Origin of the sequence: Mycobacterium bohemicum DSM 44277 (assembly GCF_001053185.1) — a bacterium.
In the GTDB taxonomy this organism is placed as follows: Bacteria; Actinomycetota; Actinomycetes; order Mycobacteriales; family Mycobacteriaceae; genus Mycobacterium; species Mycobacterium bohemicum.
Genome location: NZ_CSTD01000006.1, coordinates 26516 through 43556 on the forward strand (window position 1 = coordinate 26516; position 17041 = coordinate 43556).

General features: G+C 70.4%; 13 protein-coding genes and 1 pseudogene. 6 read left to right on the forward strand and 8 right to left on the reverse strand.

Annotated features, from left to right (window positions below):
- Nucleotides 1-19 precede the first annotated feature (19 nt).
- Nucleotides 20-658: a TetR/AcrR family transcriptional regulator gene (locus BN971_RS21915; RefSeq protein ID WP_085180648.1), complete on the reverse strand. Its 639-nt coding sequence runs from the start codon at nucleotides 656-658 to the stop codon at nucleotides 20-22.
- Between the two features lie 125 nt (nucleotides 659-783).
- Between BN971_RS21915 and BN971_RS21920 the strand changes: the two genes are divergently transcribed.
- The gene (locus tag BN971_RS21920; protein ID WP_085180647.1) at nucleotides 784-2265 is read left to right on the forward strand and encodes a cytochrome P450; all 1482 of its coding nucleotides are present in this window, start codon (nucleotides 784-786) and stop codon (nucleotides 2263-2265) included.
- Between the two features lie 19 nt (nucleotides 2266-2284).
- On the opposite strand, the gene BN971_RS21925 is transcribed toward BN971_RS21920, so the two are convergent.
- The 4 genes from BN971_RS21925 to BN971_RS21940 all read right to left on the reverse strand — a co-directional run bounded on the left by BN971_RS21925 (nucleotide 2285) and on the right by BN971_RS21940 (nucleotide 6795).
- Entirely contained in the window at nucleotides 2285-2818 is a 534-nt protein-coding gene (locus BN971_RS21925; protein WP_090350580.1) for a 2-isopropylmalate synthase, read from the reverse strand.
- A 250-nt stretch (nucleotides 2819-3068) separates the two neighbouring features.
- Complete coding sequence (locus tag BN971_RS21930) at nucleotides 3069-4043, reverse strand: sensor histidine kinase (protein WP_085180645.1); 975 nt, start codon at nucleotides 4041-4043, stop codon at nucleotides 3069-3071.
- 100 nt (nucleotides 4044-4143) lie between these two features.
- The gene (locus BN971_RS21935) at nucleotides 4144-5538 is read right to left on the reverse strand and encodes a FadR/GntR family transcriptional regulator (RefSeq protein ID WP_085180644.1); all 1395 of its coding nucleotides are present in this window, start codon (nucleotides 5536-5538) and stop codon (nucleotides 4144-4146) included.
- A gap of 63 nt (nucleotides 5539-5601) precedes the next feature.
- Nucleotides 5602-6795, reverse strand: a complete 1194-nt coding sequence (locus tag BN971_RS21940; RefSeq protein WP_085180643.1) for a thiolase family protein — start codon at nucleotides 6793-6795, stop codon at nucleotides 5602-5604.
- 65 nt (nucleotides 6796-6860) lie between these two features.
- On the opposite strand from BN971_RS21940, the gene BN971_RS21945 reads away from it, so the two are divergent.
- Entirely contained in the window at nucleotides 6861-7205 is a 345-nt protein-coding gene (locus BN971_RS21945) for a Zn-ribbon domain-containing OB-fold protein (protein ID WP_085180642.1), read from the forward strand.
- Between the two features lie 89 nt (nucleotides 7206-7294).
- On the opposite strand, the gene BN971_RS21950 is transcribed toward BN971_RS21945, so the two are convergent.
- The gene (locus tag BN971_RS21950; RefSeq protein ID WP_085180641.1) at nucleotides 7295-9472 is read right to left on the reverse strand and encodes an acyl-CoA dehydrogenase family protein; all 2178 of its coding nucleotides are present in this window, start codon (nucleotides 9470-9472) and stop codon (nucleotides 7295-7297) included.
- 109 nt (nucleotides 9473-9581) lie between these two features.
- Nucleotides 9582-10340, reverse strand: coding sequence for an SDR family NAD(P)-dependent oxidoreductase (locus BN971_RS21955; RefSeq protein ID WP_085180640.1), 759 nt, complete (start codon nucleotides 10338-10340; stop codon nucleotides 9582-9584).
- Between the two features lie 110 nt (nucleotides 10341-10450).
- Here BN971_RS21955 and BN971_RS21960 point away from each other — a divergent pair.
- The 4 genes and pseudogenes from BN971_RS21960 (at nucleotide 10451) to BN971_RS21975 (ending at nucleotide 16452) form a co-directional block, all read left to right on the forward strand.
- A pseudogene (locus BN971_RS21960) lies at nucleotides 10451-11887 on the forward strand (ATP-dependent DNA ligase).
- A gap of 88 nt (nucleotides 11888-11975) precedes the next feature.
- Entirely contained in the window at nucleotides 11976-14234 is a 2259-nt protein-coding gene (locus tag BN971_RS21965) for a carbon starvation CstA family protein (RefSeq protein ID WP_090350583.1), read from the forward strand.
- 9 nt (nucleotides 14235-14243) lie between these two features.
- Entirely contained in the window at nucleotides 14244-15779 is a 1536-nt protein-coding gene (locus BN971_RS21970) for an Hsp70 family protein (protein WP_085180637.1), read from the forward strand.
- Nucleotides 15780-15786: 7 nt separating this feature from the next.
- Complete coding sequence (locus tag BN971_RS21975) at nucleotides 15787-16452, forward strand: nitroreductase family protein (protein ID WP_085180636.1); 666 nt, start codon at nucleotides 15787-15789, stop codon at nucleotides 16450-16452.
- 33 nt (nucleotides 16453-16485) lie between these two features.
- On the opposite strand, the gene BN971_RS21980 is transcribed toward BN971_RS21975, so the two are convergent.
- The gene (locus tag BN971_RS21980) at nucleotides 16486-16950 is read right to left on the reverse strand and encodes a cyclic nucleotide-binding domain-containing protein (protein ID WP_085180635.1); all 465 of its coding nucleotides are present in this window, start codon (nucleotides 16948-16950) and stop codon (nucleotides 16486-16488) included.
- Between the last annotated feature and the right edge of the window lie 91 nt (nucleotides 16951-17041).

A 17041-nucleotide genomic window follows, 5' to 3' on the forward strand; every position in this document is an offset into this window, starting at 1 on the left:
CGATACCGGCGGTCAGCCGCTACCCGGGACGGCCGCCCCACAGGCCGTGCAGCCACAGCCGCTCGAGCACTTTCACCCGACGCTCCATGTCGCCGCCCTTGCCGACGAGGAGCGGGTCGCCGGTCAGCACCAGCGACGTGGTGCCGGCCAGGGTGCGCACCAGCGTCGGGATGTCGTCGCTGATCGGATGGGCGGTTCCGGCCTTGATCTCGGCCTCGACGATGGCGATGATCTGGCGCAACACCACCTCGAATTGCCGCTGCAGGATGTCGCGGATCTCGTCGTCGGTGTGGCGCGCGGCGTTGCACGCCGTCACCACCGGATCGTTGTGCGTGTAGACCGCCGCGGCGCTGCCGACCATCCGTTTGGCGAACTGCTCGGGCGACTCGCCCGGCTCGCGCGGGGCGAAATATCGAGTGAGTTCCTCGAGTTCCTGGGCGGCCTCGGCCATCAGGTGGGCGAGCACCGCGTACTTGGAGTCGAAGTAGAAGTAGAACCCGGAGCGGGCCACCCCGGCGCGCAGGCTGATGGTACTCACCGACAGCTCGTCAAACGGCTTCTCCTGCAGCAGTTCACGCACGGCCGCCAGGATGGCCTGGCGCTGCTTGTCGCCGCGGCGCTGCATGGCAGGCTCCGGCTGGCCGGCGTGGCTGCTCATCCCCTGACCTTGCACCACGCCGCCCCAAATGCAAACTTGACAGGCGTCAACTTTGTCGCGAAGGATACGGAATCAGTGACTGATGTCACCCGACTGGGCTCACACCGGAGCGCGAAGGAGCGTCAATGACCGCCACCATCAGCACCCCGCAGTACCTGCTGGATCAGGCCCGGCGCCGGTTCACCCCGTCGTTCAACAACTTTCCCGGCATGGGCCTGGTCGAACGGAAGCTGCTCAACACCGAGTTCCCGGAGCGCAAGCTCGCCGACCCGCCGCCCGGCAGCGGGCTCAAGCCGGTCGTCGGCGACGCCGGGCTGCCGGTCATCGGCCACATCATCGAGATGTTGCGCGGCGGGCCGGACTACCTGATGTTCATGTACCAGACCAAAGGCCCGGTGATCTTCGGGGACTCGCCGGTGATGCCGTCCGTCGCGGCGCTCGGCCCCGACGCCGCCCAGACCGTCTACTCCAACCGCAACAAGGACTACTCGCAGCAGGGCTGGGTGCCGGTGATCGGGCCCTTCTTCAACCGCGGGCTGATGCTGCTCGACTTCGAGGAGCACCTCTACCACCGCCGGATCATGCAGGAGGCGTTCACCCGTTCCCGGCTGGTCAGCTACGTCGAGCAGATGGACAAGGTGGTCTCCCAGGTCGTCGCCGACGACTGGGTGGTCAACGACGCCCGCTTCCTGCTTTACCCGGCGATGAAGGAGCTGACCCTCAACATCGCCTCGATGGTGTTCATGGGCCACGAGCCCGGCACCGACCACGAGCTGGTGACCAAGGTCAACCGCGCGTTCGCCGTCACCACCCGCGCGGGCAACGCGATCATCCGCACGCCCATCCCGCCGTTCACCTGGTGGCGCGGCCTCAAGGCGCGTGAGCTGCTGGAGAACTACTTCCGCGAGCGCGTCAACGAGCAGCGCGGCAAGGACGGCAACGACCTGCTGTCGGTGTTGTGCCAAAGCCAGGACGAGGACGGTAACCGCTTCACCGACGAGGACATCGTCAACCACATGATCTTTTTGATGATGGCCGCGCACGACACGTCGACGTCCACGGCGACGACGATGATCTATCACCTCGCCGGGCACCCGGAATGGCAGGAACGCTGCCGCGACGAATCCAACCGGCTGGGCGACGGGCCGCTCGACATCGAATCGCTGGAGAAGCTGGAGTCGCTGGACCTGGTGATGAACGAGTCGATCCGGTTGGTCACCCCGGTGCAATGGGCGATGCGCCGGACGGTCCGCGACACCGACCTGCTGGGCTACTACATTCCCAAGGGCACCAACGTGATCGCCTATCCCGGCCTGAACCACCGGCTCCCCGAGCTGTGGACCGACCCGATGACGTTCGACCCCGCGCGGTTCACCGAGCCGCGCAACGAGCACAAGCGGCACCGCTACGCGTTCTCGCCGTTCGGCGGCGGTGCGCACAAGTGCATCGGGTCGGTGTTCGGCACGTTGGAGATCAAGACGATCCTGCACCGCCTGCTCCGCCGCTACCGGCTCGAACTGCCCCGTCCCGGATACCGGGCGGAGTGGGACTACGGCGGCATGCCGGTACCCAAGGACGGCATGCCGATCGTGCTGCGCCCGATCTGAGGCGTCCCCTGCGCCCCGGTCAGGCGACCGAGGCCAGCCGGTTGGCGCAGGCGATCACCGCGCGCAGCGACGACTGGATCGGGTCGGAGGCCTCACCCATCGCCCATTCGGTGCGGGCCCCATTGCCGCCGCGGATGAAAGTTGCTGTCCGCCCGGATGATTGGATCTGGCGGAACTCCAGGATTTCCACCGTGAACCCGAGCTCGTGCAGCATCGCGGTGAGCGCTGCGACGGGGCCGCCGGCTGCGGCGCTCGAGGTGGTGATCCGGTCGCCGACGGCGATCACGGCCCGGAAGTTGCGGGCCTGCGGGCCCAGTCGGCCCGCGCGCCTGTCGGTGTCGGTGCACGCCCAGTCGCCCAGGCGCAGCGGGCCGCCGGAGTGACCATAGGTGGCGGTGAAGCTGTCCCACGACATTCCGTGTGCCTCCTCCCGAAGACCGCGCGGCAGGGCGGCGCCGAAGTGGTGGGCGAACCCCGCCTCGGCGGGGCACCGGCGCACCGGCTCGCCGGAGCCGTCCACACCGGCGTGGGCAAGAGATTCGGTAATGGGCATCGCGTTGGTCTTCTCTGATCAGCAGGAGCGACCGACGGCAATAGCTTCCGACCCGCAGCGGGGGGTCGGTCTGGATCAGACCCCGCTGCGGGTGCTGGCTACGGCCTGATTCAAGGCACGCGTGAGAAGACGCACGAGCGCGACAGTAGACCCCGCGCGGCGGGGATGCAAGTTCATTGTCGGCCGGCGCGTCTGGTATTGCGGCGCAAGCTCATTCGACTCTGCCCGCGGTCATCCGCCGGCTCGGCGACTAGTCGACCCGCAGGTATGCCCGAATCGTCGTACCGGTGGCGCTGGTGTGGGTGCGCACCAGGTCGGAGATGGCGTTGACCAGGAACAGGCCGCGGCTCGCCGGGCCGTCGGACCCCGGGTCCAGCCGGCCGGCCAGCGGATCCTCGAGGCGGCCGGTGTCGCGCGCCTCACACACCAGGTGGTGATCGTCGCGCCAGAAGGCCAGCCGGCAGGCGCCGTCGGTGTACATCAGGCTGTTGGTGGCCAGCTCGGTGGCCACCAGCTGCAGATCCTCGATGCCGTCGCGGGAAAGGCCTGCGCCGTCGGCGTAGCGGACGGCGAACGACCGGGCCGGTCGCAGGTCGGCGGACTTGCGCACCATGTAGGTGGCGGCCCCGGGATGCGTGGGCAACGGCCGGTTGCAGCGTCTCAGCGCGTCGTCGGGCGCGTACTCCGCGCTGCGCCGCAGCGCACCTCCGCTCCACAGCAGCGGGTGGGTCGCGCGAGCCTCGGTGAGCACGTCGTCGTCCAGCCGGCTCGCGTCATAGAGGCAGACGCCGGTCGCCCGGTAGCCCTCGAATGCCTCGTTGACCAGCGCCTCGTGCTCGGCGCACGCGAGGTATTCGCCGTCGGTGCGGCCCGGCCAGGCCAGCTGGCTGACGATTCGCACCCGTCGATCGGCATGTTCGGCGGCGAAGGATCCCTCGACGGCCATGAACCGGCCCGGATTGGGGGCGACGTCGGTGATGTCGGCCAGGCGCAAATGGGGCGGCGGCCTACCGCCGCTGTGCAGCGCGTCGCGCAGCAAGGCCAGCTCGTCGCCGGGGACCGCGATCAGCACCGCCTCGTCCATCGCCAGGCCGTGGGCGACGAACCGTTCCACGAAATCCAGGTACTCCCGCTGGGATCGATAGAACAAGGCGGAATGGACGAAGCGCTGCCCGTCCGGTTCGGTGCCCGGGGCCGTGACGGCCCTCTCGCGCCCAGTCGCCATGCCAAACCCCCCGCCCGACCGGCCGCGTCTGTCCCCTCCTCATACCCGAAAGGCACCTTGGCTATACGCGTGACGGCGCTCACTGCGAGCACCGAAGCGGCTACAGCCACCAGGAGGCGGCGGCGTCCAGATGACGGCGGGTGCGATGACGGGCCAGGCTGTCGTCGCCGGCCTCGATCGCCTCCCGGATCCGCGCGTGCGCGTGCTCGACGGCCGCCACGTCGTCCCAGGTGGGAGCCGCCTGCCCGGTGCTGGACCAGTTCCGCCGGAACAACTCGACGATGATCCGCAAGAACAGGTCCAACAGCGCGTTGCCGGCCAGTTCCGCGAGGCCGACGTGAAAGCGGAACTCGTCGGCCCCGGCCGCACCGAGGTCGCCAACCCGTTCGTGGGGCGGGCGGGCGGCGAGGAAGGCCGCGACGTCGGGATCGTCGCGCCGCTTGACCACAGCGGCGACGTTGTCGATCTCGATGGCGTCGCGGACGCAGCGCAGGTCCTCCCGGGTGGGCCCGCGGTACTGCAGGTACAGGGCGATGGTGTCGATGCTGGCCTGCGCCCGGGGGGTGCTGACGACCAGCCCGCCGCCGGGCCCGCGGCGCATCTGGGCGATCGCGTGATACTCCAGCAGCCGCACCGCCTCCCGGAACACGGCCCGGCTGACGCGGTATCGCTCCAACAGCGCCGCCTCGGTCCCGAAGACCGAACCGACCCGCCAACCGCCGGCGGCGATTTCGTCGCCGATGGTGACCGCGAGCATCTCGGCGAGTTTGCCTTTGGGTGCATCGCCGGGGAGGCGCCGCGCCGGGCGCCGGCGGCCCGACCCTTGATGTTGCTGCAGCCAGGCGGTGACGCCCTTCACGTGCCGCTCGGTGAGCGTCCTGGCCCGGGCCGAGTCCCCGGCGGTCACGGCGGCCACGATCTCGGTGTGGTCGCCGTGCATGTGCTCGACCGCCTCGAGGGCCTCGCTCGCCGAGCCGGCCCGCGACTGCAGCGCGTATCGCTTGGTGAGCCTCATCAGGATGTCGATGAACAATTGCAGCACAGGGTTTTTCGACCGCTGCGCCAACGCCAGGTGGAATTCCTCGCGCGGCGCCGGCAGCCCCGGGCGCCAGTTCGCCTCCGCGTCCAGCACCGCCCGCAGCCCCTCGATGCCGTCTTCGTCGATGCGCTCGGCGGCAAGCGACGCCGCCAGGGGCTCGAGGACCAGGCGGGCGTTGAGCAGGTCGGCCAGCGTGGTGCCCAGGTATTCGAGGTAGATGACGACGGCGCGGGTGGCCGGCGCCGCGTCCGGCTCGCAGATCAGCAGCCCGCCGCCCGGTCCGCGGCGCATCCGGGCCACCTGGTGGTGCTCCACCAGCCGAACGGCCTCCCGCAGCACCGACCGGCTCACGCCATAGCGTTGCCGCAGCGCGGTTTCCGAGCCCAGGTATTCCCCGACCGTCCAGCCGCGGCGCACGATGTCCGCCTCGATCTCGCGGGCGATCGCCGACGCCATGGTATGCGCCCGGCCGGTCTGCGGCCGAGCGGGCGTCGGGGTTGACTTGTGCGGCAAGGATTCTCAGCAGGTCAGGAGCATGCACCCCGCGACGGGTCCACCGCCCACGGAGACGACGCCGACCTGCGGGCGGTCGGCGACCTGGCGCTCTCCCGCGTCGCCGCGCAGCTGCAGGCACCCTTCGTGCAGCGCCCAGTACCCGTGCATGCGCCCGGCCGACAGTTGACCCCCGTAGGTGTTCAGCGGCAGGTCGCCGTCGCGGGCGATGCGCGCGCCGCCGTCGACGAACGGGCCGCCCTCGCCGTCACCGCAGATGCCCAGGGCCTCCAGCCACGCCACGGTGAGAAACGTGAAGCCGTCGTACAGCTCGGCCACCCCGAGGTCGGCGGGCCGCAGGTCGGTCCGTGACCACATCTGCGCGGCCGCATCCGACATCGCCATCTTCGGATAGTCCTCGCGGTGAAACCAGCCGCCGGCACCGTCGGCGCCGCCGATCGCCTCCACGGCCACGGCCCGGTGCGGACAGTCAGCGGCGTACTCCGCGTGCGACACCACCACGGCGATCGAGCCGTCGATCGGGACGTCGCAGTCCAGCAGCCCGAACGGCGTGGACACCGGCCGGGCGCCGAGGTAGTCGGCCATGGTCATCGGATCGCGGTACACGGCGAGGGGATTCAGCGCGGCGTTGCGCCTGCCGTTGAGCGCCACCCAGCCCAGTTGTTCCTTGGTGGTGCCATAAAGCTCCATGTGGCGGCGGCAGTTCAGCGCCAGCCAGTTCGCGGCCGAATAGGCCTGCGCCGCAATCAGATCGTTGATGTCGTCCATCGCGCCGACGGCCGGGCGGGGCGCGCCCTCGGGGGCGTCGAACATCCGCGCGAGCGGCGGGACCGGCGCGTTCTCTTCCTGCTTCACCGGGACCGTGCCGCCCAGCATCTGGATCGTCCGGTACACCACCACGTGGCGGGCGCGACGCTCGGCGACCGCGCGGCAGGCCGACATGACCGGGCTGAGCAGCCCGCCGGTGCCGAACCCGGACCCGCAGTCGGCGGCCTCGATCCGCAGTTCGGCGGTGACGTCCTGGGCCGGCGTATCGCCCAGCGTCGCAATGCCGTCGATGTCGGCGGCCCGCAGGCCCGCGTCGTCGATGGCGGAGCGGACCGCCTCCATGGTCAGTTCCAGGCCCGGGATGCCGGTGCGACGGCCGATCCGCGAGATGCCGACCCCGGACAGGATCGCGTCCTTTTCGAATAGCGCCATAGACACCTGCCCGTCCGCCGAAACCCGCCGCTGGCTGAGAACCAATAGAGTGTACTGTATTGGTCGTGTCAGCCGAGTCGACGCCCCAGCTGCTCATCGAACACTGCGAGAGGTGCGCGCGCTGGGTGCATCCGGCGGCCGGTGAGTGCCGCGACTGCGGTGGCCCGCTGGTGGCGCGCCCGGTGTCCGGGCGCGGCACGGTGTTCACCTATACGGTCAACCATCACCCGTACAACCCGGAGATCCCCGTCCCGTACGTCATCGCCCTCGTCGAACTCGCCGAGCAGAGCGGGCTGCGGGTGGCCGCCAATATCGTTGGCTGCGAACCGGATTCGGTGGCCTGCGGGATGCCCGTCGGCCTGCGGCCCGAGAAGGGCGGCGGCGGCGCCCCGCAATTCGCCCCCGCCTGATTTGCGGCCTCCTCGTCGGCGCGAGCAGACGCAGAATCACCTTTAGCCTCGGCGTTTTGTGCGATTCTGCGTCTGCTCGGCAGTGAAAGCTAGTTGATCAGCGGGTCGCGGGGCATGCCCAGAATCCGCTCGGCGATCTGGTTGCGGGTGACCTCCGAGGTGCCCCCGGCGATCGCCATGCCGCGGGCGCCCATCATCATCCGGCCGGCCAGCGCACCGGGGCCGTCGAGCAGCGCGACCTCCGGCCCGAGCAGGGCCGCGGTGATCGCGCCGCCCTCCACCATGTGCTCGGCCAGTTTGAGCTTGGTCACGTTGCCTTCGGGCCCGGGGCCCGTGCCCTCCAAGCTGCGGGCCACCCGGCGCAGGTTGAGCAGCCGCAGCGCGGCCTCGTTCGCGAGGTAGGTCCCGACCCGAACGTCGGCTCCCGCCAACCGATCCGCGTGCTCCCGCGCCAGCTGCACCAGCCCGGCCGCCAGCCCCTCGTAGAACGATCCGCTGCCGCCGATGCTGACCCGCTCGTTGCCCAGCGTCGCGCGCGCGACCGTCCAGCCCGAGTTCGGCGCCCCCACCACGTCTTCGTCGGGCACGAACAGATCGTTGAAGAACACCTCGTTGAAGTCCGCCCCGCCGGTGATCTGCCGCAGCGGCCGCACCTCGACCTCTGGCGCCTTCATGTCGACGATCACCGTGGTGATGCCGGCGTGCTTCGGAGCGTCGGGGTCGGTGCGCACGGTGGCCAGGCCGCGCGCACAGTAATGCGCGCCGCTGGTCCACACCTTCTGGCCGTTGATCTTCCAGCCGCCGTCGACCCTGGTGGCCCGGGTCTTGATGGAGGCGGCGTCCGAGCCGGCGTCGGGTTCGGAGAACAGCTGGCACCAGATCTCGTCCTTGCGCAACGCCTTCTCGACGAATCGTTCGATCTGCCAAGGGGTTCCGTGCTGGATCAGGGTCAGGATGACCCATCCGGTGATGCCGTAGTCGGGGCGCTTGATGCCGGTCGCGCGGAACTCCTCCTCGATCACCAGCTGCTCGACGGCGTCGGCCGCGCGGCCCCATGGCTTGGGCCAGTGCGGCATCACGTAGCCGGTCTCGATCAGCTTGTCGCGCTGGGCTTCCTTGTCCAGGGCGGCGATCTCGGCGGCGTCGGCGCGGATCCGGGTGCGCAGTTCTTCGGCCTCCGGGGGGAGGTCCAGGCTGTTCTCCCGGGTCGCACCGGCCGCTGTGCGGTCGAAGACGTCGCGGGCGGGGGCGTCACCGCCGAACAGCGCCCCGAGCACCAGCGCCCGGCGCAGGTGCAGATGCGCGTCGTGCTCCCAGGTGAAGCCGATGCCGCCGTGGACCTGGATGTTGAGTTCGGAGTTGCGCGCGTAGGCGGGGAACGCCAGCGCCGCGGCCACCGCGGCGGCCAGCCGGAACTGCTCTTCGTCCTCCGATGAGTCCTCGGCGGCCGCGCGCGAGGCGTCCCACACCGCGGCGATCGCGGACTCCACCGCCACCAGCATGTTCGCGCAATGATGTTTGACCGCTTGGAAAGTCGCGATGGTCCGGCCGAATTGCTGGCGCACCTTCGCGTATTCGACCGCGGCCTCCACGCAGTCCGACGCCCCGCCCACCGCCTCGGCGGCCAGCAGCGTCCGCGCGCGCGCCAGGGTCGATTGCCGCGCCCCCGCCATGATGTCGTCGGCGGTGACGCTCACGCCCTGCAGGCGCACCCGCCCGGAACGCCGCGTCGGGTCGAAGTTTTCCGGCACCTCGACCGTGACACCCGCGCGGCCGCGCTCCAGCAGCACGATGTCCTCGCCGGCGGCGATCACCAGCAGGTCCGCCAGCCCGGCGCCCAGCACGATCCCCGCCTCGCCATCGGCCTTACCATCGGCGATCCGAACGTCGCCGTCCAGCCCGACGCCCGCCGCGACGGTTCCGTCGGTCAACCCCGGCAACAGCCGCGACTTCTGTTCGGCGGAGCCATTTTTGGCGATCGCCGCCGACGCGATCACGGTCGGCACGAACGGCCCGGGCGCCACCGCGCGGCCGAGCTCCTCGATCACCACCACGAGTTCGGGCAAGCCGTAACCAGAGCCGCCGTGCTCCTCGTCGACGTGCAGGCCCAGCCAGCCGAGCTCGACCAGGTGCTGCCAGAAACCGGGCCGCGCCTCCTCGGGCGCGTCGAGCAGCGACCGCGCCGCCCAGCGCGCCTTCTGCGAGGTCAGAAACGACCGGGCCACCTCGGCGAGTTCGCGATGGTCGTCGGTCAGTGCGATACCCATGGGGACCCTCCTCGCGCCGGTCTCGGCTGACGGCCAGCCCCGCTCCGAGGGGGAGCGGGGCGGCTGCCTAAAGAGTGTACTTAATGTCGCCGGGGCCGCGGCGGGGTGCCTACTTCGGGGCGAACCGCTGACCGGCGTCCAGCCGGATGCACTGCCCGTTGAGCATCGGGTTGTCGACGATTGCCGCCGCCAGCTTGGCGTACTCGATCGGCCGTCCCATCCGCTTCGGGAAGGCCGCGTCCTTGGTCAGAGCGGCCGCCATCTCGTCGGGGACCATCGAGGTGATGCCCGTCAGGAACAGGCTGGGCGCGATCGCCAGCACCCGGATCCCCATCGACCCGAGGTCGCGGGCCATGGTCAGGCACATGCCCGCGATCCCGGCCTTGGCGGCGGTGTAGGCGATCTGGCCGATCTGGCCCTCGAAGGCGGCGATCGACGCGGTGTTGATGATCACGCCGCGCTCCTCGTCTTCGGGCTCGTTCTTGGCCATGTGCGAGGCCGCCAGGCGGCTGATGTTGAAGGTGGCGATGAGGTTGAGGTCGACGACGGATCGGAAGGATTCGAGATCGTGCGGGCCGGATTTGGTCAGGGTGCGCTTGGCGATGCCGCCGCCGGCGGTGGTCACCACGACGTGCAGTCCACCCAGCTTGTCCACCGCCGCCTGCAGGGTCTCCTCGGTCCCGGTGAAGTCGGTGACGTCGACGGGGTAGAAGTCGCCGCCGATCCCCTGGGCAACGGTCTTGCCATCGGAGTTCTCGCGGTCCAGCACCGCGACGTCGGCACCGCGTTCGGCCAGCAATTCGGCCGTGGCGCGACCCATCCCCGAAGCGCCGCCGATGACGACGGCCTTTTTCCCGTTGATCTCCATCCGGACCTCTCCTTTTTGGCTTGCCAGAATCTGTGGAATTTGTAACGTTACGTAGGCACGCTAGCGTGTCCGTCGCGCCGGTTGTCGGCGAGCCATGCCAAGCTGGTCTCGTGCTCCTCGTCGACGTGGCTACCATGTCGCAGGCCGTGGGCGCCACCTCGTCGCGCCTGGCCAAGGTCGCCCACATCGCCGACCTGCTCCGCCGCGCCGAAGCCGACGACGTCGCGATCGTCGTGTCGTGGCTCTCCGGTGAGCTGCGCCAGCGCCAGATCGGGGTCGGCTGGGCGGCGCTGCAGTCACCCCCGCCGCCCGCGCCGCAGCCGACCCTGACGGTCGGCGGCGTCGACGCCGCCTTCTCCGAGATCGGCGCGGTCTCGGGCAAGGGCTCGCAGGGCCGGCGGGCCGAACTCCTGGCCCGCCTGTTCGCCGCCGCCACCGAAACCGAGCAGGCCTTCTTGTTGCGGCTCCTGGGCGGCGAGCTGCGCCAGGGAGCGCTGGCGGGCGTCATGGCCGACGCGGTCGCCAGGGGGCCGGGGCGCTCGAGGCGTTCACGCTGCGGGTGGGCCGGCCCGTCGGGCCGATGCTGGCCCAAACCGCCGCCAGCGTCTCCGACGCGCTCGAACGCCACGATGGCGCAACCATTTTCGAGGCCAAGCTGGACGGTGCCCGCGTGCAGATCCATCGGGCCGGCGACCAGGTCACCGTCTACACCCGAAGCCTCGACGACGTCACCGCCCGGCTGCCCGAGGTGGTCACGGCCACGCGGGCGCTCCCCGTCGACGAGCTGATCGCCGACGGGGAGGCGATCGCGCTGCGGCCGGACCACCGCCCGCACCGCTTCCAGGTGACCGCGTCGAGGTTCGGCCGGTCGGTCGATGTCGCCTCAGCCGTTGCAACCCAGCCACTTTCGGTGTTCTTCTTCGACATCCTGCATTGCGACGGCGTCGACCTGCTCGACGCGCCGACCACCGAGCGGCTCGCCGCGCTGGACGCGCTGGTGCCCGAGGCCCCAGCGGGTGGACCGGCTGGCGACCGCCGACCCCGGCGCGGCGGCGGCCTTCCTGGACGCGACGCTGGCCGCCGGCCACGAGGGGGTGATGGCCAAGGCGCCCGGCGCGCCGTATCAGGCCGGCCGGCGCGGAGCGGGCTGGCTCAAGGTCAAGCCCGTGCACACGCTGGATCTGGTCGTGCTCGCCGTGGAGTGGGGTTCGGGCCGGCGCCGCGGGAAACTCTCCAACATCCACCTGGGCGCGCGCGACCCGGCCGGTGGCGAATTCGTCATGGTGGGAAAGACTTTCAAGGGCATGACCGACGCCATGCTGGACTGGCAGACCGCCCGGTTCACCGAGCTGGCCGTCGGCCCCACGGACGGTTACGTGGTCCGCGTGCGGCCCGAGCAGGTGGTCGAGGTGGCGTTGGACGGCGTGCAGAAGTCGTCCCGCTACCCCGGCGGCCTGGCGCTGCGATTCGCCCGCGTGGTGCGCTACCGCGACGACAAGGGCCCGGCCGAGGCCGACACCATCGACGCGGTGCGGGCGCTGTACTGATTCGCGGCCCGCGAGTGTGCGTCTCACCGCGCGACGCGCCGGCGGGCGTCGGTAGATTCACACTCGCGCTCGACGAAGAGGAGATGCGGTGACCGCGACCCACGACAGTCACGTCAGTTACGTCCACACCGACGACAACCTGCCGCCCGTCGCCATCATCGACCGCTCCCCCATCACCACCCGGCACAAGGTCGTGTTCGCCGTCATCGCCGTGATCGGCGCGCTCGCCTGGGCCGTCATCGCGTCGGCCCGCCACGAGACGGTGAACGCCGTCTGGTTCGTGGTCGCGGCGATCTGCACCTACGTCATCGGCTACCGGTTCTACGCCCGCCTGGTGGAGCACAACATCGTCCGCCCGCGCGACGACCACGCCTGTCCGGCCGAGGTTCTCGACGACGGCACCGACTACGTGCCGACCGACCGGCGCGTGCTGTTCGGCCATCATTTCGCCGCCATCGCCGGGGCGGGTCCGCTCGTCGGCCCGGTCCTGGCCACCCAGATGGGCTACCTGCCGGGCAGCATCTGGATCGTCCTCGGGGCGGTGTTCGGCGGGTGCGTGCAGGACTACCTGGTGTTGTGGATCTCGACCCGGCGCCGCGGCCGTTCGCTGGGCCAGATGGCGCGCGACGAGCTGGGTGCCGCCGGAGGGGCCGCGGCCCTGATCGGGGCGCTGGTCATCATGGTGATCCTGATCGCGGTGCTGGCGCTCATTGTCGTCAAGGCGCTGGCCGAGAGCCCGTGGGGCGTGTTCTCCATCGCCATGACCATCCCCATCGCCCTGTTCATGGGCTGCTACTTGCGGTTCCTGCGGCCCGGGCGGGTGTCGGAGGTGTCGGTGATCGGCGTCGCGCTGCTGCTGGCAGCGGTGGCCTCCGGCAACTGGGTCGCCCAAACATCTTGGGGTGCAGCGTGGTTCACTCTGTCGCCGGTGACGCTGTGCTGGTGCCTCATCGCCTACGGTTTCGCCGCGTCGGTGCTGCCGGTGTGGTTGCTGCTCGCTCCGCGCGACTACCTCTCGACGTTCATGAAGGTCGGCTCGGTCGGGCTGATCGCGGTCGGCATCTGCATCGCGCGCCCGGAGATGCAGGCCCCCGCGATCTCGCAGTTCGCCACCAGGGGCAACGGCCCGGTGTTCGCCGGCTCGCTGTTCCCGTTCCTGTTCATCACGATCGCCTGCGGCGCGCTGTCCGGCTTCCACTCGCTGATCTCGTCGGGGACCACGCCGAAGCTGCTGGAGAAGGAAGGCCAGATGCGGCTGATCGGCTACGGCGGCATGCTCACAGAGTCGTTCGTGGCCGTGATGGCGCTGATCACCGCGTCGATCATCAACCAGCACCTGTACTTCGCCCTCAACGCCCCGAGCGCGCAGACCGGCGGCACGGCGGCGAGCGCCGCGCACTACGTCAACTCCCTCGGCCTGTCCGGCGCGCCGACGACCGCCGACCGGATCGGGCAGGCCGCCCGCAGCGTCGGCGAGAAGTCCATCGTGTCGCGCACCGGCGGCGCGCCCACCCTGGCGTTCGGCATGTCGGAGGTGCTGCGGGTGTTCGGCGGCGCCGGGTTCAAGGCGTTCTGGTATCACTTCGCGATCATGTTCGAGGCGCTGTTCATCCTCACCACCGTCGACGCCGGGACCCGGGTCAACCGCTTCATGCTCTCCGACGCGCTGGGTAACCTCGGCGGCCCGCTGGTGCGGCTGCGCAACCCGAGCTGGCGGCCCGGCGTGTGGATGTGCAGCCTGGCCGTGGTCACCGCGTGGGGCGGCACCCTGCTGATGGGCGTGACCGACCCGCTCGGCGGCATCAACACGCTGTTTCCGCTGTTCGGCATCGCCAACCAGCTGCTTGCCGGCATCGCGCTGACCGTCGTCACCGTGGTGGTCATCAAGAAGGGGCTGCTGCGGTGGGCCTGGATTCCCGGCCTTCCCCTGCTGTGGGACCTGGCGGTCACGCTGACCGCGTCGTGGCAGAAGATCTTCTCTTCGGACCCGGCCGTCGGCTACTGGACCCAGCACTCGCTGTACGTGGCGGCGCGCAATGCCGGCAGGCAGGCGTTCGGCTCGGCGAAGAACGCGCACCAGATCGACGAGGTCATCCGCAACACCTTCATCCAGGGCACCTTGTCGATTCTGTTCGCGCTGGTGGTCGTCGTCGTGGTGGCCGCGGGAGTCGTGGTGGCGCTCAAGGCCATTGGTGGGGCCGGGCGGCCGTTGACCGAGGTGGAGCCGGTGCCCTCGAAGCGGTTCGCGCCGTCGGGCCTGATCGCCACCGCCGCCGAGCGGCAGGTGCAACGACGCTGGGACGCGCCGGGCACAAAGGTCGTGACCGACTCCGGGACGCGGTCCTAAGATTGCGCGATGAGAGTCGGTATCGACTTCGGCACCACCCACACCGTCGTAGCGGCCGTCGATCGCGGCAACTACCCGGTCCTGTCGTTCGACGGCCTCGACGCGTGGCCGTCGGTCATCGCCGCCGGCGCCGAGGGGGAACTGCGCTTCGGCCCCGACGCGGTCGCCGTGCGCAACCGGCCCGGGTGGTCGGTGCTGCGGTCGTTCAAGCGCCTGCTCAACGAGGCGGGGCCGCAGTCGACGGTGCGCCTGGCCGGCCGTGACCATCGGCTGGCCGACCTGCTGACGGGGTTTCTGGCCCAGCTGAGGATCGACCTCGAGCGTCGCTCCAACGCCGGCATCGCGCCCGGCGAGCCCATCGAGGCGGCGATCAGCGTGCCCGCCAACGCCTCCAGCGCCCAGCGGCTGCTGACGCTGGACGCCTTCGTCGGCGCGGGCTTTCAGGTCGCCGCCCTGCTGAACGAGCCGTCGGCCGCCAGCCTGGAATACGCGCACCGCTACCGCTCCACCATCACCGCCAAACGCGAGTACGTGCTCATCTACGACCTGGGCGGCGGCACGTTCGACGCGTCGCTGCTCAAGATGACCGGGCAGGCGAACGAGGTGGTGATCAGCGAGGGCATCCAGCGCCTCGGCGGCGACGACTTCGACGAGGCGATCCTGAACCTCGTCGTCACGCGGTCGAAGCTGGACGGGCTGGACCTCGCGGCGCGCGAGGCGCTGCGGGAGGAGTGCGCCGCCCGCAAGGAGGCGATCGGGCCGCAGACGCGCCGCTTCCTGGCCGATCTCACCGGCGTCGACGGGGTGGACCGGCCGCCGTTCTCCTGCCCCGTCGACGACGTCTACGCGGTCTGCGCGCCACTGGTCGAGCGGACCATGGCGTTGCTCGAGCGCGTCCTGCACAGCCCCGCCCCGGGCGGCAGGGACCTGGCGTGGTCGGAGGTCGCCGGCATCTACGTGGTGGGTGGGGCCGGCAGCTTCCCGCTGGTGTCCCGGATGCTGCGCGCCGCCTTCGGCGACAAACGGGTCAAACGCTCCCCGCACCCGTTCGCGGCCACCGCGATCGGCCTGGCCGTCTTCCTCGACCGGGAGGCCGGTTTCGCTCTCTCCGAACGCTTTTCGCGCAATTTCGGGGTTTTCCGCGAGGCGCAGGCCGGCGCGGACGTCGTCTTCGACCCGATCGTGTGCAAGGACGTTTCGCTGCCCGCCGACGGACGCACGCCGCTGGTGGTCAAGCGTAACTACCGGGCGGCGCACAACATCGGGCACTTCCGGTTCGTGGAGTGCAGCCGGCTGGTCAACGGCCGCCCCGACGGGGACGTGACGCCGTACGATCCGGTGCTCTTCCCGTTCGACCCGGCCCTGCACGACCGCGACGACCTCGGGCGCCAGCCGGTCGGCCGTTGGAAGGGCGGGGACGGACCCGACGTGGAGGAGCGCTACGTCATCGCGCCCGGCGGTGCGGTCGAGGTGACCCTGACCACCCAGCCGGCCGGCTTCCGGCGCACCTTCCGCCTGGAGCGGTGCGCGTCGGCGCACGGGTGAGACGGCCATGGATCTCTACGAGGTGATGCGAACCACCTTCGCGGCGCGCGAGTTCACCGACGACCCGCTGCCCGACGACGTGCTGGCGCGCATCCTGGACAACGCCCGGTTCGCGCCCAGCGGCGGCAACCGGCAGGGCGCCCACGTCACGGTGGTCCGCGATCCCGGGGTCCGCCGCGGGCTCGCCGAACTCGGCGCGCCCGCCGCCCGGCGCTACTTCGCCCAGCTGCAGGCGGGCGAAAACCCGTGGAACTCAGTGCAACCCAGCGGTGTGTCGCGCGACGTCATCGACCAAACCGAAATTCCCGACACGTTCGTCGCGCCGATCGCCAACGCCCAAGTGGTGCTGGTCTTTTCGGTCGACCTGGGCGTGGTCGCCGCCCTCGATCAGGACCTGGGGCGCGTCGGGATCGCGGGCGGCGCCTCGGTCTATCCGCTGGTGTGGAACGTGCTGCTGGGAGCGCGCAACGAGGGCTTCGGCGGCACCATCACCACGATGGCCATCGCCGCGGAGGATCGGGTCCGCGAGCTGGTCGGGATTCCCGACGGGCACGCGGTGGCGGCGGTCGTGCCCCTCGGCAAGCCGGTGCGACAGCTGAGAAAGCTCCGGCGCCGGCCGGTCGCCGAGTTCGTCACCCGCGAGCGCTTCGACGGCCCGGCGTTCGGGGCCTGAGCCCGTTCTGGCGGAGCGGTGTCGGCCGCGGACCTAATCGATCGCGTCGGCGTAGACGTCCAACAGCCGGAACCTGGTCGCGTCGAGGTACTCCCCCAGCACCGCGATGACCCGCTTCTGCATCTCGTAGCCGAATTCGTGGTCGCGTTCGCACTTGCCCCGCAGGCACTTGCCGTCGAAGCCGATGGCGCGCGTCGTCTCGATGGCCCGGGCGTCGAACCGCCAGTTGTACGGCGGCACCAGCCACGACCAGCCGAGGATGTCCCCGTCGCCCAGCGTCTGCACCGTCAGTCCGCCGCGGCCCAGGAACGGGGTCTCCAGCGCGATCCTGCCCGCGCGGATGAGGTAGAAGTGATCGGCCGGCTGGCCCTCGCGGACGATCAACTCGCCCGCGGCGAAGCGCACGTTCGCCGCGCACCCGACCGCCGACTGCAAAAAGCGCGGGTCCATCCCGGCGAAAAACGGGTGCCGGACCAGAACGCCTTCGAGCGTCCTCAATAGCCTGATCCCTTCACCAGTGGCTGTGCATGCTGAGTGTGACCATAGTTGACGACGACCCGCCGCGTCTGCGATCGACGCCAAGGAAAAG

What these genes read in the sequence shown, in the direction of transcription:
- BN971_RS21940 (WP_085180643.1), bottom strand. Translation starts at nt 6,795, where the DNA reads ATGGCGCTATTCGAAAAGGACGCGATCCTGTCCGGGGTCGGCATCTCG.
- BN971_RS21975 (WP_085180636.1), top strand. Translation starts at nt 15,787, where the DNA reads ATGGATCTCTACGAGGTGATGCGAACCACCTTCGCGGCGCGCGAGTTC.
- BN971_RS21920 (WP_085180647.1), top strand. Translation starts at nt 784, where the DNA reads ATGACCGCCACCATCAGCACCCCGCAGTACCTGCTGGATCAGGCCCGG.
- BN971_RS21930 (WP_085180645.1), bottom strand. Translation starts at nt 4,043, where the DNA reads ATGGCGACTGGGCGCGAGAGGGCCGTCACGGCCCCGGGCACCGAACCG.
- BN971_RS21970 (WP_085180637.1), top strand. Translation starts at nt 14,244, where the DNA reads ATGAGAGTCGGTATCGACTTCGGCACCACCCACACCGTCGTAGCGGCC.
- BN971_RS21955 (WP_085180640.1), bottom strand. Translation starts at nt 10,340, where the DNA reads ATGGAGATCAACGGGAAAAAGGCCGTCGTCATCGGCGGCGCTTCGGGG.
- BN971_RS21915 (WP_085180648.1), bottom strand. Translation starts at nt 658, where the DNA reads ATGAGCAGCCACGCCGGCCAGCCGGAGCCTGCCATGCAGCGCCGCGGC.
- BN971_RS21935 (WP_085180644.1), bottom strand. Translation starts at nt 5,538, where the DNA reads ATGGCGTCGGCGATCGCCCGCGAGATCGAGGCGGACATCGTGCGCCGC.
- BN971_RS21950 (WP_085180641.1), bottom strand. Translation starts at nt 9,472, where the DNA reads ATGGGTATCGCACTGACCGACGACCATCGCGAACTCGCCGAGGTGGCC.
- BN971_RS21925 (WP_090350580.1), bottom strand. Translation starts at nt 2,818, where the DNA reads ATGCCCATTACCGAATCTCTTGCCCACGCCGGTGTGGACGGCTCCGGC.